The 15,676-nt window shown below is 73.9% G+C and carries 14 protein-coding genes; 3 read left to right on the forward strand and 11 right to left on the reverse strand.

Annotated features, from left to right (window positions below):
* Positions 1–39: 39 nt before the first annotated feature.
* Entirely contained in the window at positions 40–1,101 is a 1,062-nt protein-coding gene (locus ACSUPV_RS28125) for a MerR family transcriptional regulator (RefSeq protein ID WP_359784131.1), read from the reverse strand.
* A gap of 147 nt (positions 1,102–1,248) precedes the next feature.
* On the opposite strand from ACSUPV_RS28125, the gene ACSUPV_RS28130 reads away from it, so the two are divergent.
* Positions 1,249–2,118 carry an ATP-grasp domain-containing protein gene (locus tag ACSUPV_RS28130; RefSeq protein ID WP_031111857.1) on the forward strand — a complete coding sequence of 290 codons (870 nt, stop codon included), beginning with the start codon at positions 1,249–1,251 and terminating at the stop codon, positions 2,116–2,118.
* Positions 2,119–2,154: 36 nt separating this feature from the next.
* Here the strand turns inward: ACSUPV_RS28130 and ACSUPV_RS28135 are convergent, their stop codons facing one another.
* From ACSUPV_RS28135 to ACSUPV_RS28180, 10 genes are all read right to left on the reverse strand, one after another.
* Positions 2,155–2,766, reverse strand: a complete 612-nt coding sequence (locus ACSUPV_RS28135) for a hypothetical protein (protein ID WP_031111858.1) — start codon at positions 2,764–2,766, stop codon at positions 2,155–2,157.
* Positions 2,732–3,559, reverse strand: coding sequence for an FkbM family methyltransferase (locus tag ACSUPV_RS28140; protein ID WP_382615359.1), 828 nt, complete (start codon positions 3,557–3,559; stop codon positions 2,732–2,734). Before ACSUPV_RS28140 ends, ACSUPV_RS28135 begins: the two co-directional genes overlap by 35 nt.
* Positions 3,556–3,777 carry a Trm112 family protein gene (locus ACSUPV_RS28145; RefSeq protein ID WP_031111862.1) on the reverse strand — a complete coding sequence of 74 codons (222 nt, stop codon included), beginning with the start codon at positions 3,775–3,777 and terminating at the stop codon, positions 3,556–3,558. The genes ACSUPV_RS28140 and ACSUPV_RS28145 overlap by 4 nt, the downstream gene beginning before the upstream one ends.
* A complete protein-coding gene (locus tag ACSUPV_RS28150; protein ID WP_037768234.1) occupies positions 3,774–4,679 on the reverse strand; it encodes a hypothetical protein in 906 nt (301 codons plus the stop codon). Before ACSUPV_RS28150 ends, ACSUPV_RS28145 begins: the two co-directional genes overlap by 4 nt.
* Before the next feature lie 15 nt (positions 4,680–4,694).
* Positions 4,695–5,429, reverse strand: coding sequence for a class I SAM-dependent methyltransferase (locus ACSUPV_RS28155; protein ID WP_436948800.1), 735 nt, complete (start codon positions 5,427–5,429; stop codon positions 4,695–4,697).
* Complete coding sequence (locus tag ACSUPV_RS28160) at positions 5,426–6,673, reverse strand: condensation protein (protein WP_037767863.1); 1,248 nt, start codon at positions 6,671–6,673, stop codon at positions 5,426–5,428. Before ACSUPV_RS28160 ends, ACSUPV_RS28155 begins: the two co-directional genes overlap by 4 nt.
* On the reverse strand, positions 6,670–10,842 hold the full coding sequence (locus ACSUPV_RS28165; protein ID WP_436948801.1) for an alpha-(1->3)-arabinofuranosyltransferase domain-containing protein: 4,173 nt from the start codon (positions 10,840–10,842) through the stop codon (positions 6,670–6,672). Before ACSUPV_RS28165 ends, ACSUPV_RS28160 begins: the two co-directional genes overlap by 4 nt.
* A complete protein-coding gene (locus ACSUPV_RS28170) occupies positions 10,839–11,564 on the reverse strand; it encodes a class I SAM-dependent methyltransferase (protein WP_037767857.1) in 726 nt (241 codons plus the stop codon). Before ACSUPV_RS28170 ends, ACSUPV_RS28165 begins: the two co-directional genes overlap by 4 nt.
* Before the next feature lie 107 nt (positions 11,565–11,671).
* Positions 11,672–12,823, reverse strand: coding sequence for a glycosyltransferase family 4 protein (locus ACSUPV_RS28175; RefSeq protein WP_031111876.1), 1,152 nt, complete (start codon positions 12,821–12,823; stop codon positions 11,672–11,674).
* Between the two features lie 218 nt (positions 12,824–13,041).
* Positions 13,042–14,037 (reverse strand): DUF3068 domain-containing protein, encoded by a 996-nt coding sequence (locus tag ACSUPV_RS28180; RefSeq protein WP_031111878.1) that lies wholly within the window; start codon positions 14,035–14,037, stop codon positions 13,042–13,044.
* Positions 14,038–14,251: 214 nt separating this feature from the next.
* On the opposite strand from ACSUPV_RS28180, the gene ACSUPV_RS28185 reads away from it, so the two are divergent.
* Together ACSUPV_RS28185 and ACSUPV_RS28190 are read left to right on the forward strand one after the other, a co-directional pair.
* Complete coding sequence (locus tag ACSUPV_RS28185) at positions 14,252–14,404, forward strand: hypothetical protein (RefSeq protein WP_298572590.1); 153 nt, start codon at positions 14,252–14,254, stop codon at positions 14,402–14,404.
* Between the two features lie 3 nt (positions 14,405–14,407).
* A complete protein-coding gene (locus tag ACSUPV_RS28190) occupies positions 14,408–15,649 on the forward strand; it encodes a PucR family transcriptional regulator (protein WP_037767852.1) in 1,242 nt (413 codons plus the stop codon).
* Positions 15,650–15,676 lie beyond the last annotated feature (27 nt).

Here is a 15,676-nt window from a genome sequence, read left to right on the forward strand (position 1 = left end):
CCGGGGAGCCCCGCGGCCCGTGGTTGTGGGCCGTCCGGGTCAGGCCGGCACCACGTCCGCCACCACACCGCTGACGTTGTCCGGTCCGCCGGCCTCGTTCGCCGCCGCGACCAGGGCCGCCACCGTCTCGTCGGGTGAGGCGGGCGAGGCGAGGAGCTCCCGGATCCGGTCCTCCGCGACGACCCCGTACAGGCCGTCGGAGCACAGCAGGTAGCGGTCGCCGGGGTGGGCGTCGTGGAGACGCAGGTCGGGGACGGCGTGCGTGCCGTCCCCGGTCAGCGCCTTCAGGAGCAGGGCGCGCTGAGGGTGGGACACGGCCTCCTCGACGGTCAGGCGGCCCTCGTCGATCATCGACTGGACCATCGTGTGGTCGTGCGTGATGCGGAACAACTCGCCGTCGCGCAGCAGATAGGCGCGGGAGTCGCCGATGTGCACCAGGGCCAGCCGCGAGCCCGTCCACAGCAGCGCGGTCAGGGTCGTACCGGCGTCCTCCGAGCCGGCGGCGGCGTCCCGGACGGCCTGCTCGGCGCCCCGCACCGCGTCCTCCAGGAGGTTCAGGACGCCGCCGACCGGGATCTCGTCCGTGTCCAGGAAGCGCAGGGCCTCCACGGCGGCGCCGCTCGCGGGCGCCCCCGCCGGCCCGAAGCCGTCGGCCACGGCCAGCAGCCGCGTGCCCGCGTACGCCGTGTCCTGGTTGGCGGGGCGGACGCGGCCGGTGTCCGAATGGGCGGAGTAACGCAGTTCCAGCATGGCGGTGTCCTCTCCGGACCCTCGCGGGTCCGTCATCAGGTGATCGACCAGGAACGCGGCGAGGTCCCGCCGTACCGCCGTCTCCGCCTCGACCCGCGCCCAGTAGGCGCGGATCTCACGGGCGGCGGCCGCCGGATCGAGGGCCACCGTCCGGCGGATCTCGGCCAGCGGCATGCCGAGCCGCCGCAGCCACGCCACGAGCCGTGCCCGCTCCAACTGCGCCACCGCGTAGTACCGGTAACCCGTGTCCGGGTCCACCCGGGCGGGCCGCAGCAGGCCCAGCTCGTCGTACAGGCGCAGTGCCTTGGGCGAGAGCCGGCAGGCCTTCGCGAACGCGCCGATCGTCAGCATGTCCCGGGGCACCTCACCACCTCCCTCCGGTTCCGCCACCGATGCTGGGGCTTCACCGAAGGTGAAGGTCAAGCGGGCTGTCCTGGTTCCCGCAGCGGTTGTTAGCCTGCCGGTCGATCACCCGATCGCACGAAGAGGGAGACCGTCGTGCCCCGTATCGCCCTTGTCACCTACGACTCCGGCCCCGAGCCCAGCAAGGACCGGGACCTTCCGGTGCTGGTACGGGCGCTGCGGGAGGCCGGTGCCGAGGCCGTCGCGGTGCCCTGGGACGACCCCGGCGCCGACTGGGGCGGCTTCGACCTCGCCGTGATCCGCTCGACCTGGGACTACAGCTGGCGGGCGGAGGAGTTCGGGGCGTGGGTGGAGCGGTGCGGGAAGCTGACGCGGCTCGCCAACCCGCCCGAGATCGTGCGGTGGAACGCGGACAAGCGGTACCTCGGGGACCTGGCGGCCGCCGGTGTGCCCGTCGTCCCCACCCGGTACATCGCCCCCGGCGAGCCCGCCGACCTCACCGACCACCCCGAGTACGTCGTCAAGCCCACCTCCGGCGCCGGCGCCCGGTTCGCCGCCCGCTACACCCGCGACGAGCACGACACGGCCGTACGGCAGCTGGAGCGGATGCACGCCGAGGGCTTCACGGCGATGGTGCAGCCGTACATGCGCAGCATCGACACCGCCGGCGAGCGGGCCCTGCAGTTCTTCGGCGGGAGCCTGCTGCACGCCGGCGTCAAGGGCGCCGTCCTCGCGCCGGGCACCCCGTACGACGCGGACAAGGTCGCCCACCCCGACCTGCGGCCCTGGGAACCGACCGCCGCCGAACTCGCCGTCGCGGAACGGGCACTGGCCGCGGTGCCCGGGGGCACGGAGCCGCTGTACGCCCGGGTGGACCTCGTCACCGGGCCGGACGGGGAGCCGTGCGTGATGGAGCTGGAGCTGATCGAGCCGAATCTGTTCCTTTGGCTGCACCCGGACTCCGTGCCGCGGGTCGTGCGGGCGGTGCTGGCCGCCGCCGGGTGACCGGGCTGCTCGTACCCCGGCGGCCCGCCGGGTGGGTCACGCCTCCACCCGGCCGGTGACGGCCACGCGCTGCAGCAACCCCCAGGTGAACTCCGCGACGACCTCCCGCCGCACCCCTTCCGCGTCCGGCGCCGTGAACTTCAGCCCCCACCGCGTCGGAGCCGTGCCCTCCAGGGGACGGGCCGGGGCGAAGGCGCGGGACGTCTCGTCGACCGTGCAGGACCAGGGGGTGAGGTCGTCCAGGGTGCGCAGGTCGGGGCCCTGGGCGCCCGGGGCGCGGACCAGCCACTCGTTCCACACGGCGCCGGTCGGGGCGGTCAGGACCTCGAAGCGCAGGTCGGGCCAGAGGGGCACGGGCCACAGCCAGGCCTCGCAGTCGAGGTCGCCGATCCGGCGGGCGGTACGGGACTCGGGGGCGCCGAGGACCGAGCGGTAGCGGGAGAGCGGCGCGCGGGAGCGTGGGGAGCGGACCATCGCCTGCCACCGCTTGTTGGCCTCGCGCATGTCGGCGATCGAGACGCCCAGCGCACGGCGGGCGTCCTCCACCGGGCCGGGGTTGTGGTCGGCCATGCGGCGCAGCAGCACCAGCTGGAAGTCGAGCGGGGTGAAGGGGCTAGCGGGGTGCTTTCCGGAGGGCATGGGACCCATCGTCGCCCACCGGGGCCGGGCCGGGACGGCGGCCGTCGGGCAGGAACAGCACGGAGTTGACGTAGCGCGGGCCCCTGCGCAGCGGGGACGGCAGGACGCGGCGGAGCAGGCCGTGCGAGACGACGTACGAGGCGTCCGCCTGGTGGTCCTCCAGGGGGAACTTCGCCAGCGGCACCCAGCGGTCGCCGGGCAGCACCCAGCCGTCGTAGCCGAGCAGGGACAGGTACGTCACCACCGGCGCGATCGGCTGGATGCGGGACTCCAGTTCCACGAAGAGCGCCGGCCGGTCGCGGGCCAGCAGCCCCGTCGCGCCCCGCAGGACCGCGGGCTCGTTGCCGTCCACGTCGATCTTGATGAAGCCGACGTTCCGCAGGCCCAGCTCGTCGAGCGTGACGCAGGGGACGTCCAGGGCCCGGCCGTGGATGTCGCGGCGGACCAGTGAGGACACGCCCCGGCCACCGGAGTCGTCGGACGGCAGCCAGAGCCGGGCGATGCCCGGGCGGTCCGAGGCCGCCGCCCGGATCACGCGCACGTTGGGCGGGACCGACGCGGCCAGCAGCCGGGCCAGATGGGGCACCGGCTCGATCGTCACGACGTGCTCCGCGCGGCCGGACAGCCGCCGCGTCCAGGGGCCGTACCAGCCGCCGACGTCCACCGCCGTGCCGCAGTCGGACGGGCACAGCTCGGCCAGCCGGGCCAGCTCCGGCTCGAACCGGGGGTAGAGCGCGCGGGCGGTCGCGGCCACCAGGCGGTCGGGCAGGAAGGGCGCGAGGCGCGCCGCCAGGCTGGTCACGGTGCCATCCTCTTGAGGAGTTCCTCGTGCGTGTCGTCCGGGACCTGCTCGCCCGAGGACGGCAGCAGCTGCGGGATGCCGTCCACGATCGGGTAGCGGCGGCGCAGGCGCGGGTTGTACAGCGCCTCCTCCTGCCCGTCCTCCTCGGCCAGCAGGTGCAGCGGGCCCTTGTCGAGCGGGCAGGCCAGGATCTTCAGCAGCGGGTCGTCGGGCTTCATGGCGATGCCAACTCCTTGGCTGGTGCGGGGGGCTGGGGAGCGGAGTCGTGCTTGGGCATGGTGAGCAGGACGGCGACCGCCAGGGCCGTGCCCGCCACGCGCAGGGCGAGCCGCAGTGGCTCGTCGGGCAGGGCCTCGCCGAACGACAGCGTGCCGAGGACGGCCGTGAACAGCGAGGTCACGGTCGTGCACACGGGCACGATCAGCGAGGCCCGGCAGCGCTGCAGCGCCGCCTGCGACATCACCAGGCCGAACACGCCGGTGAACAGCAGCAGGTACGGGTACGGGGAGCTCAGCAGGTCCAGGACGGCGCCGCCGATCCCGTCGGTCGTCAGATGGCTGGAGACGCCCTTGATGGCGAGCGAGCTGACGCCGTACAGCAGGCCCACGGCGACGCCGTACTCGACGCCGGTCGTCGGACGCCGGTGCCGGTTGCGGGCGCGCCGCTCGGCGGAGCCGTACAGCCACAGCCCGGCGGCCAGCGACGGCACGCACACCAGCAGGATCAGCGGGTAGGGCGCGTCCTGGCTGACGGTGTCCGAGCCCTCGCGCAGCGACAGCACCACCATCAGCAGGGCGAGCAGGATCGCGCCCAGCGCGTACCGCTCGCGGCCGGTCGTCTCCTCGCCGAGCAGTCGCGCCGACAGCAGCACGAGCAGCACCAGGCCGGAGACGAAGATGCCCTGCGCGGCGGCGATCGGCAGGGTGCGGTAGACGACGAGCTGCGCGGCGAACCCGGCGGCGAGGGCGAGGGAGCCGCCGATCCACAGCGGGCTGCCGAGGACGAGGCGCAGCAGCCGGGCCGGCCGCCGGATGCTCACCTCGGGCAGCGAGGTGAGCGCCCGCTTCTCCAGCACGAAGCCCAGGCTGTACAGGGTGTTCGCCAGCAGCGCCGCGGCCACTCCCCACCACATGGGCTACGTCCTCCTGGCGTGCAGCAGCAGAATCGACGCCAGCTGCGGCCGGGCGCAGGCCAGCCGGTCCAGCGGCCGCAGCGGGCGCGGCACGCCGTGGAAGGGGGCGCCTTCGAGCCGTTCCACCGTGAACCCGGACGCGGCGACGAACTCGCGCAGCGCGCGCGGGGTGTAGAGCCGCAGGTGGCCCACGACCTCCTTGCCCGGGCGGCCGTGGATGCCGCGCAGGCTGACCTCCGAGAAGACGGGTTGCACACCGGCCAGCAGCAGGGCGCGGTTGTACCAGGCGGCCAGGTTCGGGGTGGACAGCATCAGGTGGCCTCCGGGGCGCAGGATCCGCCGGATCTCGTCCAGCGCGGCGTCCGGGTCGACGAGGTGCTCGATGACCTCGCTGAACAGCACGGCGTCGGCCGACCCGGACGCGAACGGCAGCCCGCCGCCGGTGAGTTCGCCGCGGACGGCGTACGGAATGCGGGCGCGGGCGCGGCGCAGGGCGTCCTGGGACCAGTCGACGCCGATGACGCGGTGGCCGGTCAGCAGGGGCGCGGCGGTGGCGGCGGCGGTGCCGTCTCCGCAGCCGATGTCGAGGACGGTGCCGGGACGGCCGCCGGCCGGACCGAGGGCCCGGGCCAGCATGCGGGCCTGGCGGAGGCTGCGCGGGGTGCCGGAGGCGACCGGCACGGCCGGGTTCTCGTAGAAGTCGCGCAGCTCGCGGGGTTTCACCGGGGAGGTCGTCACGGGCTGGCCTCCGTGGTGTGCAGATAGTGCTCGAACAGGTCGCGGAGGTGGGCGCCGTCGCCGGGGCCGAGCAGGGCCCGGGACCAGCGCAGGGCGAGGTGGAGGCGGCCGGCCGTGGAGGCGGTGGTCACGGTCAGGCCGCGCGGCATACGGGCCGGGGCGGAGAACCAGACCGCGTGCGCGCGACCCGTCTCCTCGCCGAAGTCCAGGGGGTAGGGGATGCGGCCGATGTTGCTGAGCAGGGTCGTCGACGTCCAGGGCGCGGCGGCTCTGCGCAGGGCGCGGGTGAGGGCGGCGCGGGCGGCGACCGGGGCCCAGGGGGCGGTGAGCAGGGCGGCGCCGTGGCCGAGCTGCGGCCGGGGCAGGGACTTCAGGGCACGGGTCCGCTCCGCGGTGCGGCGGAGCAGGGCGGGCAGGTCGGGGTCGGTCAACTCGCCCGGGCCGAAGGGCACTTCGACCAGCCGGGTGCCGTTGCCGATGGGCATGCTCGTGTCGCGGGGGCGGTCGTCCACGGGCATGGTGATGCGCAGGGGGCGCGGGCGGGCGCCGTGTTCCCTGTTCCAGTGGGCGATGGTCAGGGCCGTGGTGACCATGAGCTGGTCGTTGACGGTGTAGGGGGAGCCCTTGGGGCGGTGGGGGAGGGCGAGTTCGGTGACGAGCATGCCGTTGCCCGGCGAGGGGTCGGGCGTGCCGTGCGCCACGCGTGCGGGCGGTGACCAGGTGGCCGGGGTGTCCGGGGGCTCCTGCCGGGGTTCCGCGGGGCGGACCGGGGGTGCCGCGGGGGAGTTGTCCCGGCCGCCGTAGAGTTCCGCGGCCGTCGCCAGGACGCGGAGGCAGGCCGGGCCGTCGAGGGCCGTGTGGTTGATGGTGAGGAAGAGGACCGAGTCCACCACTTCGAGCCGTATCGGCGGGGACAGCGACAGCGGAGGCGCCTCCGCCAGGGCCCGGGTCCTGGCGTCCTGCAGGGCCCGGGGACCCGACGGGGCGAAGGACACCACCTCCACGTCCGGCTCCGCCGTCAGCTCCCACTCGTAGCGCCGCCGGTACCAGGGCCCCCGTGCCTCCCTCATCAGGATCCTCGGGTGCCGGTACAGGGCCTCCGTGAACGCCTTGCGCAGCCGCGTCGGGTCGAGCGGCCCCGGCAGGTGGACCTCGATGTGGACGGTCTCCGGTTCCTCCTCCTGGAGGCAGTGCCGGGAGACCTCGTCCACCACCGGGAACGGAACGCGTACCGGTGTCGTCATGCGGGCCTGCCCTCCCCGGTCTCCGTCCTCGGCAGCTCCCGGTTCGGCGCCTGTGCCGGTGGCCGCTCACGCATGCTCACCAGCCCCGCGAACAGGCCGGTCAGCGCCAGCAGTTGGGCCAGGTGCCCGAAGGCGCCCCCGCCCGCGCCCACCGGCTCCCCGGCGCCGAAGGCCGCGACGATCCCCGCCGCCGCGAGGGCCGCGAACGCGATCGGCACCAGCAGCGTGTGCCGCCGCGCCGCGAGCAGCGCCAGCGCCGGGACCAGCAGCGCGAACCAGCCCGCGATCACCGCTCCGACCAGCGTCAGCGCCACCGTGCCGAGCCACAGCCCGGGCGGCGGCGGCACCGGCTGCGGCGCGTCCGGGTTGGGGGCCCGGCGACGCCAGACGGCCAGGCCCAGCAGGACCGCGATGCCGACACCGCTGCCGATCAGCCCGGCGTCGTAGGTGGTGGCCGGCTCGTACGACAGCTTGACCGAGCCGCCCGCCCCGGCCGGGATCCGCCAGCCCTGCTGCCAGCCGTCCAGCCGGACCGGGGTCAGCTCCTTGCCGTTCAGCGTGGCCCGCCAGCCGTCGTTGACGTTCTCGTACGTCGTGAGGTACGAGGCCGCCCCCGAGCCGACCGTCACCTCGCGCCGGTCGCCCAGCCAGTCCCGGATCCGCAGCTCGCGCCCGGCCGCGGCCTCCTCCGGGACCGTCCCGCGGGTCAGGGTCACGTCCGTGAGCGCGAGCGGGCCCGCGTCACCGCCCTCCAGCCGGTGTTCGCCCGCGGCCAGTTGCACCTCGGTGTCGCCCCGGCCCTCCTGGCAGAGCGTCACCGCCACGCCCCGCCGCTCCACCAGGTCCCGCACGGTCCCCTTGACGCTCGACTGGTACAGCTCGCCGTCGAGCGCCACGTCCGGGCCCTTGCCGCAGGGCAGGGAGAACGCGCGGGTGCCGTCCGGCTGCGGGGTGCGGTACTGGTCGAGGGACGGGATGTACGCCTCCGTGAGGCCCACCGGCAGCCGCAGGTCCTCGTCGGCCACCGGGTTGTGCAGGGTCAGCGGGGCCGTGTCGGTGACGGTGATGTCGAGCCGGTCGGTCGTGATGGGCGGGAAGCGGACCCAGCCGTTCTCGTCGACGCCGGCGATCGCGGCGCCGTCCGGGGAGCTGATGTGCACCTCGGACGCCCGGGTGGACAGGCCGCCCGCCGGGGCCAGGACCAGCTCGCCGACCGGCTGCTTGCCCTCCCAGCGCAGGTGGATCGTGGGCCGGTCGCCCGCGATCCAGGCCGTCGTCAGGTCGCCGTCGGTGAGGTTGCGCGCCCCGAGGCCCGCGCCGAGCCGTGCCGTGGAGTCGGCGGTGGCAACGATCCGGGCCTGCTGCTCGGGCGCCACCTCGTACAGCAGCTCGTCGAGTTCCTCGCCCGGCACCGGCACCGCCGTCGCCTTCACCTCGTACGTCCCGGCGGCGGGGGTGGTGAAGCGGCGGTGCAGGCCGGCCTCGGTGCCGGTCGCGGAGAGGCCGGTCGGGTCGGAGGCGCGGTGCAGGGAGACGACGGTGGCGGACGCGGTGGCGTCGTCCGCGTCGGCGGGCAGCCGCAGCATCCGGGTCACCTGCACGTCGGGCAGGTCGATCTCGGAGAAGCCCGCACCGGTCAGTCCGGCCCGGCGCTCCACCGAGTCCGTGATCGTCAGCTTCATCCACCGGGTGGCGCCCTCGGGCGCCTTGACGCTCTGCGTCGTGCCGTTCGGCCGGAGGAAGCTGGTCCGCGCGCCCTTCTCGGTCTCCACGCGCACCTTCGTCGCGGCCGCCCGCACGCTCTCCTGCGGCAGCGGCGTGACCTTGAAGGAGGACGGCATGTCGTAGGAGCCGGTGAAGCCGATGCGCAGCCACTGCCCGTCCGGCGTGTCCGGGGCGCCCTCGGCCCACGCGGTGTCCGGGTTGCCGTCGAAGGCGTTCACCGGGTCGTACTGCGGCAGGTGGAACAGCCAGTTGCCGTACGAGGACGCCGTCACCGAGCGGGCGCCGCGCAGCTCGGCCACCGTCTGGTGCTCGATGCCCTCGGTGGGCAGGATCTGGCGCGGCTTCTCGCCCGGGTCCTGCTGGGCGTCAGGGGCGTTGCGCTCGTCGCGCGTGTACGTGTACGAGGTGCCCGCGTTGACCACGCCGAACCGGGTGTCGGCCCGCCGCATCCCGTCGCCCACCACCTGCACGGCCGGGGTGCCGAGCCCGGGGTGGTTGTCGCCGGTCAGGACGGTAGCCCGGCCGCGCAGCTCGGACGCCAGCGGCAGCAGCGCCTCGGGTCCGCCGGACACCACGGCCGTGTCGGCGACCGGGGCGAGCCCGGCCTGCCCGGGCCGGATCACGTCGTCGCCGGCCGGCCGGTAGATCTCCACGGCCCGCTGCCGCGGGTACAGCCCCTCGACCTGGAGCGGCGCGTCCTGTGCGATCCGCCCTCCGGTCATCACCGGCCCGAGGCCCGTCACCCGTTCGTACCCCGACTGTTCGAGGGTGCGCTTGACGGTCGCGGTCGGCACGGAGCCGATCTGGTCCGGGTCGAGGTCGTTGCGGACGACGACGTAGTACAGCCCGGCCCGGCTCAGGTAGTCGGCGAGGCCCGGGACTTCGGCCCCGGACAGCAGTGCGTGCTCGACGGCGTCCATCGCGCGCCGGTTGCCGGGCGTGCCGAAGGGGACGTAGTCGCGCTGCGCCCACCGCGACTCGGCGAGCACGTCGAGGGGCTGGTCGATGGGCGAGCCCCAGGTGTAGATGCCGTGGGCGGTCGCCGGGACGACCAGGGCGCGGGAGTCGGGGGAGTACTTCTCCAGCCAGTCGGCCGTGGCCTGCCAGTAGGTGGGGAGCCTCTGGAAGGAACCGGGGTTGAGGATCGAGCCGTTGAGGTACGGCCACAGCAGCCCCGGCAGGATCAGCACGGCCGCGACCAGTGGGGCGAAGCGCCGGCCGCGCACCCGCCGGGCCCCGCGCGGCTCGGCCGCCACACCGACCAGGTGGGCCAGACCCAGCGCGAGTGCCAGGGCGAGCCCCGTCTGGAACTTGTAGATGTTCCGGAACGGCGACAGCCACCCGTCCAGCCAGCCCTGCACGACCCCGTGGAACGGCGCCCCGAACGCCCCGCCGTACCCGGCGAGCAGCACCAGCGCGGTCACGAGCACCGTCAGCACCAGCCACCGCCGCTCGGGCATGTCCCGCCGGGCGAGTCCGGCCAGCCCGAGCCCGGCCGCCAGCGCCGAGCACACGATCACCAGGACGGAGGAGGCCACGGTCCAGCCGGCCGGCAGCCAGGCCTCACCGAAGTGCAGGTAGGCGACCCAGTTCCCCGCCCCGCGCAGCGCCTCGGTCGCCGACATGGTGTCCGTGGTCGTCCGCGCGGTCTCTATATAGGGGAGGAAGTTCTCGCCGTAGACGCCGAGCAGCAGCAGCGGCACCCACCACCAGGCCGTCACCACGATCACCGCCGGGGCCCACCAGGCGATCAGCTTGCGCATCCGTGGCCCCGGCGGCCGGGACAGCAGGTACAGCCCGACCGGCAGCAGGGACGCCAGCGTCGCCGACGCGTTCACCCCGCCCATGAACGGCACGAGCAGCGCCGAGCGCAGGGCGGCCACCCGAGCCGCGAACCGCTCGTCGGTCAGCGGCAGCAGCACCCACGGCAGGAACGCGCCGGGCAGCGCCGCGGCCGACGTCGACCCGATGACGGTCGTGAACAGGGGCCACAGCGCGTACGCGGCGGCGCCCAGCAGCCGGGAGGCCCCGCTGCCCATCCGCAGCCGCTCGGCCAGCCGCAATGCCCCCCAGAAGGCGACGGAGACGATCAACGACATCCACAGCCGCTCGGTCAGCCACACCGGCAACCGCACCAGGTCGCCCAGCCAGTAGAACGGCAGCATCGGCCACAGGTAGCCGACGTACTGGTCCTGGATGCCGCCGAACCCGGCCCGGTCGTGCCACAACTGTCCGAGGTCGGCGAGGAACTGGCCCGGGTCGGTGGTCACGCCGAGCTTGGTGTCGAAGGTCTGCCGGCCCGGCTGCACCGCGAGGAACAGCACGAACACCACGGCCCAGAAACCCAGCAGCCAGCGCCGCGACCGCGGGCCCTCGGGGGGTCCCGCCGCGGTCGCGGTGGTGGGGACGGCTGCCGGTGGAGGAGCCTGGACCGTGGTTGTCATGTAGGACACCGCCGCAGAATGAGGAGGAGGTTCCAGGTGGCGAACTCGCGGATGCCGGGCGCCTTGACGACGGCCTCCGCGAGGAAGGGCCAGTAGCGGGAGCGCGCCGAGACGACCGTGACGTCGTCGCGGGCCCGCACCTGCCGCAGGGTGGAGCCGATGTGCACCGCGAAGAGGTTCTCGCCGAGCGTGTGCTTGGCGGGCCTGCCGGTCCGCCGCAGGTAACGGGCCCGGGCCCGCTCGGCGCCGAGGTAGTGCCACGGGGCCCACTCGTGCCCGCCCCACGGCGACAGCCAGTTGGTGAACGACACGTAGATCAGCCCGCCGGGCCGTGTCACGCGGGTGAGTTCACTGAGGAACGTCTCGGGGTCGGCCACGTGCTCCAGCACGTTGGAGGAGAAGGTGACGTCCGCGACGCCGTCCCGCAGGGGCAGCAGGTACCCGTCGGCGACGACGGCCGAGTCGGGGGGCTTCTCGCCGAGTTCGGTGACGTCCGGCTCGAACAGGAACGCGTGCGCCCCGCGCCGCCGGAACTCCTCGGTGAAGTACCCGCTGCCGCCGCCGACGTCCAGGACGGTACGCCCGGCCACGGGCCCGTCGTAGGCCTCGACCTGGTCCGCGGCGTCCCGGGCGAGCAGCGAGTAGCAGCTCTCGGGATCGTCCTGTTCGTGGAGGAAGGCGCGGAACAGGGCGACAGATCGCCGGAACGAGGGGTCGCGCACAGGGGGGCGCGGCGCTGGGACGGGTGCGGCTCCGCCGCGTGGGCGCGACCGCCCACGCACCACCCGCACTCGCGACACGACATCACCGACACGGCGCAGGGGCGACGTCACGGCCCCCAGCTCCTCACCGCCTCCGCGGCCACCACCCGGAACTGCCGCACGGTCCGGTCCCACCGGAACTGAGCCGCCCGCTCCCGGGCCGCCTTGCCCATCGACTCCCGCCGCTCCGCGGACAACGCGAGCGCGCACCACGCGGCGGCGAACGAGGACTCACCCCGCGCGAGGACCCCGGTCTCACCGTCGATCACGGAGTCCTTCAGCCCGGGCACGTCGAAGGCGACCGCCGGCGTCTCCCGGGCCGCCGCCTCCGTCACGACCAGCCCCCACCCCTCCACGGCGGAAGGGTGCAGCAGCAGCCAGGCCGCGCACAGCAGCCGGTGCTTCTCGGCTTCCGTCACATACCCGGTGAACTCCACACCGGGCCCGGCGAGCCGCTCCAGCCGCTCGCGTTCCGGTCCGTCTCCGACGATCACCAGCCGCCCGCCGGTCACCGGCCGGACCCGTTCCCACAGTCGCAGCAGCAGATCGATCCGCTTGTACTCGACGAGCCGCCCGACGGCGACGAACAACGGTTCGGGCGAGCGCTCGGCCCGCGGCCCCGGCTCCTCCACGCCGTTGTGCACGACCCGGATCCGGTCCCGCTCGACCCCGATCGCCCGCAGGGCGGACGCGGTCGAGGAGGACACGGCGACGAGCAGGTTCCGCTGCTGCGCCCCGGTCAGCGCCCAGTGCTCGAGTCTTCGGCCGATCCGCGCCGCCGGGGCCAGCGGCCCGCCGAAGCGCATCTTCCACAGGTCGGTGTGGACGTGGTTGACGAGGCACAGCGTGGGCCCCTGGTGCCACAACGGCGCCAGGTACGGCATGCCGTTGCACACCTCGACCAGCAGATCGCAGTCGCCGACCTGCCGGGCGAAGGCCGACCGGGCGCGCAGGTAGTGCCCGTACGGGCCGCCCGCCGACACGACCCGGTAGTCGCGGAAGGCCGCGGGGCCCCCGCACAGCAGGGTCACCTGGTGACCCAGCCGGGTCAGTCCGTCGGCGAGCTTGTCGACCAGCAGCTCGGAGCCGCCGGCGGACGGGTTGTCCAGGTCGCGGTGGGCGAGGAAGACGATCCGGCGCGGATGTGGGGGGAGCGCCGGGAGGTGCTGCGGCGCGCTGGGGGACGCGGTGCGCAGCGAGGACGGCACGTGCTGGGGCATGGGTGCTCCAACTCGTCTCGGGGTGCGGAACTCAACGTGGGGAAAACGTGGGGGGTCTGTCCGGTGCGGGGGGTCGGCCTGTGGGGGGCCTGAGCTCTTCCTGGGAGGGGAGTGTGGACGGGTTGTGCTCGGGTGGGGTTGGACAGTTTTCGCCCGGACGTTCGCCACGGCTACTCACCGACGTGACAATTTCCGGCTTTGTTAGAGCTGACGTCACATCACATCGTGAGGGTGGGCTGGGGCATATCCGATGAATCGGACGGAACAGGCTGCTCCGGCTCCTTCCGCCCACGCACCACGAGAACAGCACCGGCCACCGCGAGCACGAAACCGCCCACCGCCGCCCCGATCGGCAACGTCACGCCCACCAGCCGGAGTTGACCGCTGTCCCGCTTTGCCTGCCGCACCGCCTCCCGCTGCGTCTCGGTCGTGAAGGAGACCTTCCGGCTGTCCAGCAGCACCGCCGCGTCCTTCTTCCCGCCCGGCGCCCGCAGGGTCCGCTTCGGCCCCGTCTGCGCGTACAGCACCCGGCCGGTGGCCTGGTCGACGACCAGCTCGAAACCGTGGTTGGAGTACCACTCCTCGGCCAGCACCTGCGGCCGGTTCGGCTGGTCGACGAGCGTGCCGGGCACCATCCGCGTGCCCGTCCTGGTCGGCGGCACCGAGCCGGTGAACTTGTAGCCGGTGTAGCCCTGGACCTTCTCGGTGCCCCGGTAGCGCAGCACGACCGTGTCGCCGAGGGTGTTGTCCCACCACTGGTAGGAGCGTTTCTGCACGTCGAAGGGGAACTTCAGGTAGGCCTCGCCCTCGATGTACGGCTTCTCGCCGCAGCAGTGCACGGGCCGGGTGGTCTTCCGGTCCATCACCCAGCGGTGCGGGGTGAAGTCCAGCGCGTCGTGCGGGTCGGCGGCCGGCAGCGACTTGTCGGTGTCGACCGTGGTCGTCACGTCCCAGACGGCCTTGCCGCTGCGTTCGCTGTCGGCGACGTTGCCCCGCACCCGCTGGGTCACGGTGATCTTCCGGTCGGGCACCGTCTCGATCCGGTCAGTGTCGAAGACGCTGCCCCGGCCTTCGTAGACGGCGGTCGTGTCGATGTCGATCGGGTTCACCGCGGCCCGCGGCTGCACGTACCAGGCGAGCAGGGGCGCCAGCACCAGCAGGAACGTGCCGAGACCCAGCAGGACCAGGGAAAACGGAGAGGTTGTACGGCGCATCCGGGCACTCCAGTGGCTTGGGGCGGCTCGACGTACGAGAGGGCCGGCACGGCGGCGGAATGCGCGCGTGCGGCTGGGCCGGGAACCGTAGGCGGCTCTTGACGGGGTGTCAATGCTTGTCGAGACTGGGCGCGACAGGCAGGGACGGGGTGCCGGGGTGGGGCAACCTCCGGACCATCTCCGGTCGAATCCGGACAGAGAGGCTGACCCTGCGATGTCCAGACTGCTCGCTGCCGCGCTGACCGTCGCGCTCGCCGCCGCCCTCGCCGTGGGCGCCGCGCTGGGCGTGGTCGCGCTGCTCGAAGCCACACCCGACCAGCCGAACACGCCCCTGATCACGTACGAGCGGGCCGGGCAGGGGAGTTGAGGGATGACGGCCGCCCGCACCGGAACCGTCACCACCCGCTCGGCCTGGCACGACGTACCGCGCTTCCAGGTGCGCCGGTTCGCCGCGATCGCCATGGCCGAGGCACCCGAGCTCGCCGAGGAGATCCTCCGCGAGATCCAGCGCGAGTACCCGCACCTGCCCGTCGTCCTCGACGACTCCGGCGAGCCCATGGCCCTGGTCGGCATCCGCCGCGCCATCGAGGTCTTCGTGCAGCACCTGGAGCACTCGGAGGGGCGCCCGACCGTCCCGCCCGGCGTCTTCCAGGACTTCGGCCGCGGCGAGGGCCTCAACGGCCGCTCCCTGGACTCCCTCCAGGCCATCTACCGCATGGGCGTACGCCTGGCCTGGCGCCGCTTCGCCGACATCGGCCAGCGCGTGGAGATCCCGCCCCCGGCGATGTACGAACTCGTCGACGCGGGCTACGAGTACCTGGACGGCCTGGTCGACCAGTCCGTGCGCGGCTACGCCGAGGCGGCGGCCCGCCAGGCCGGCGAACGCCTGCGCCTGCAACGCCGCCTCATGGAACTCCTGCTGGCCGAACACCACCGCGGCGACCCCACCGAGGCCTTCACCGAGCGCGCGGCACGCATCGGCTGGCCCCTCCCGGCGAAGGTCGCGGTCGGCGTCCTGCTACGCCCGGCCCGCGAGGCGATGGCCCCCGCGGTCGGTCAGGGCGTCCTGCTCGACATGGAGTACGAGCAGCCCCGCATGGTCGTCCCCGAGCCGGACGCCGCGGGCCGTCCCGAGCTGCTGCACCGGGCCCTGGCCGGCTGGTCCGGCGCGATCGGCCCGCCCGTCCCGCTCGCCGACGCGGCGAAGTCCCTGCGCTGGGCCGAGGCGGCGGTACGCCTGATGGAACGGGACCTGCTCCCCACGGGCGAGGTCCTCCACTGCACGGAACATACCGAGGCCCTGGTCCTCCTCCAGCCCGAGGAACTGATCGACGACCTGGCCCTGCGCTGCCTGGCCCCGCTCGCCCACTGCGGCCCGACGCACGGCCGACGGCTCGCGGAAACGTTACTGGCATGGCTGGAGACACGCGGCGGCGCGCCGGAAGTGGCCGCCCGGCTCGGCGTCCACCCCCAGACGGTGCGCTACCGCCTCCGTCAGATCCGCGAAATGTGGGGCGACGGCATCGACGACCCGGACCGGCGGTTCGAACTGGAACTGGTCCTGAGAGCACAGAGGTTGAGGGGGCGATTGGGCGAGGTGAGGCGGCGGTAGGGCAACCGCGCCGAAAATCACTCGACG

The organism is Streptomyces sp. SudanB52_2052, assembly GCF_964272415.1.
GTDB lineage: Bacteria > Actinomycetota > Actinomycetes > Streptomycetales > Streptomycetaceae > Streptomyces > Streptomyces olindensis.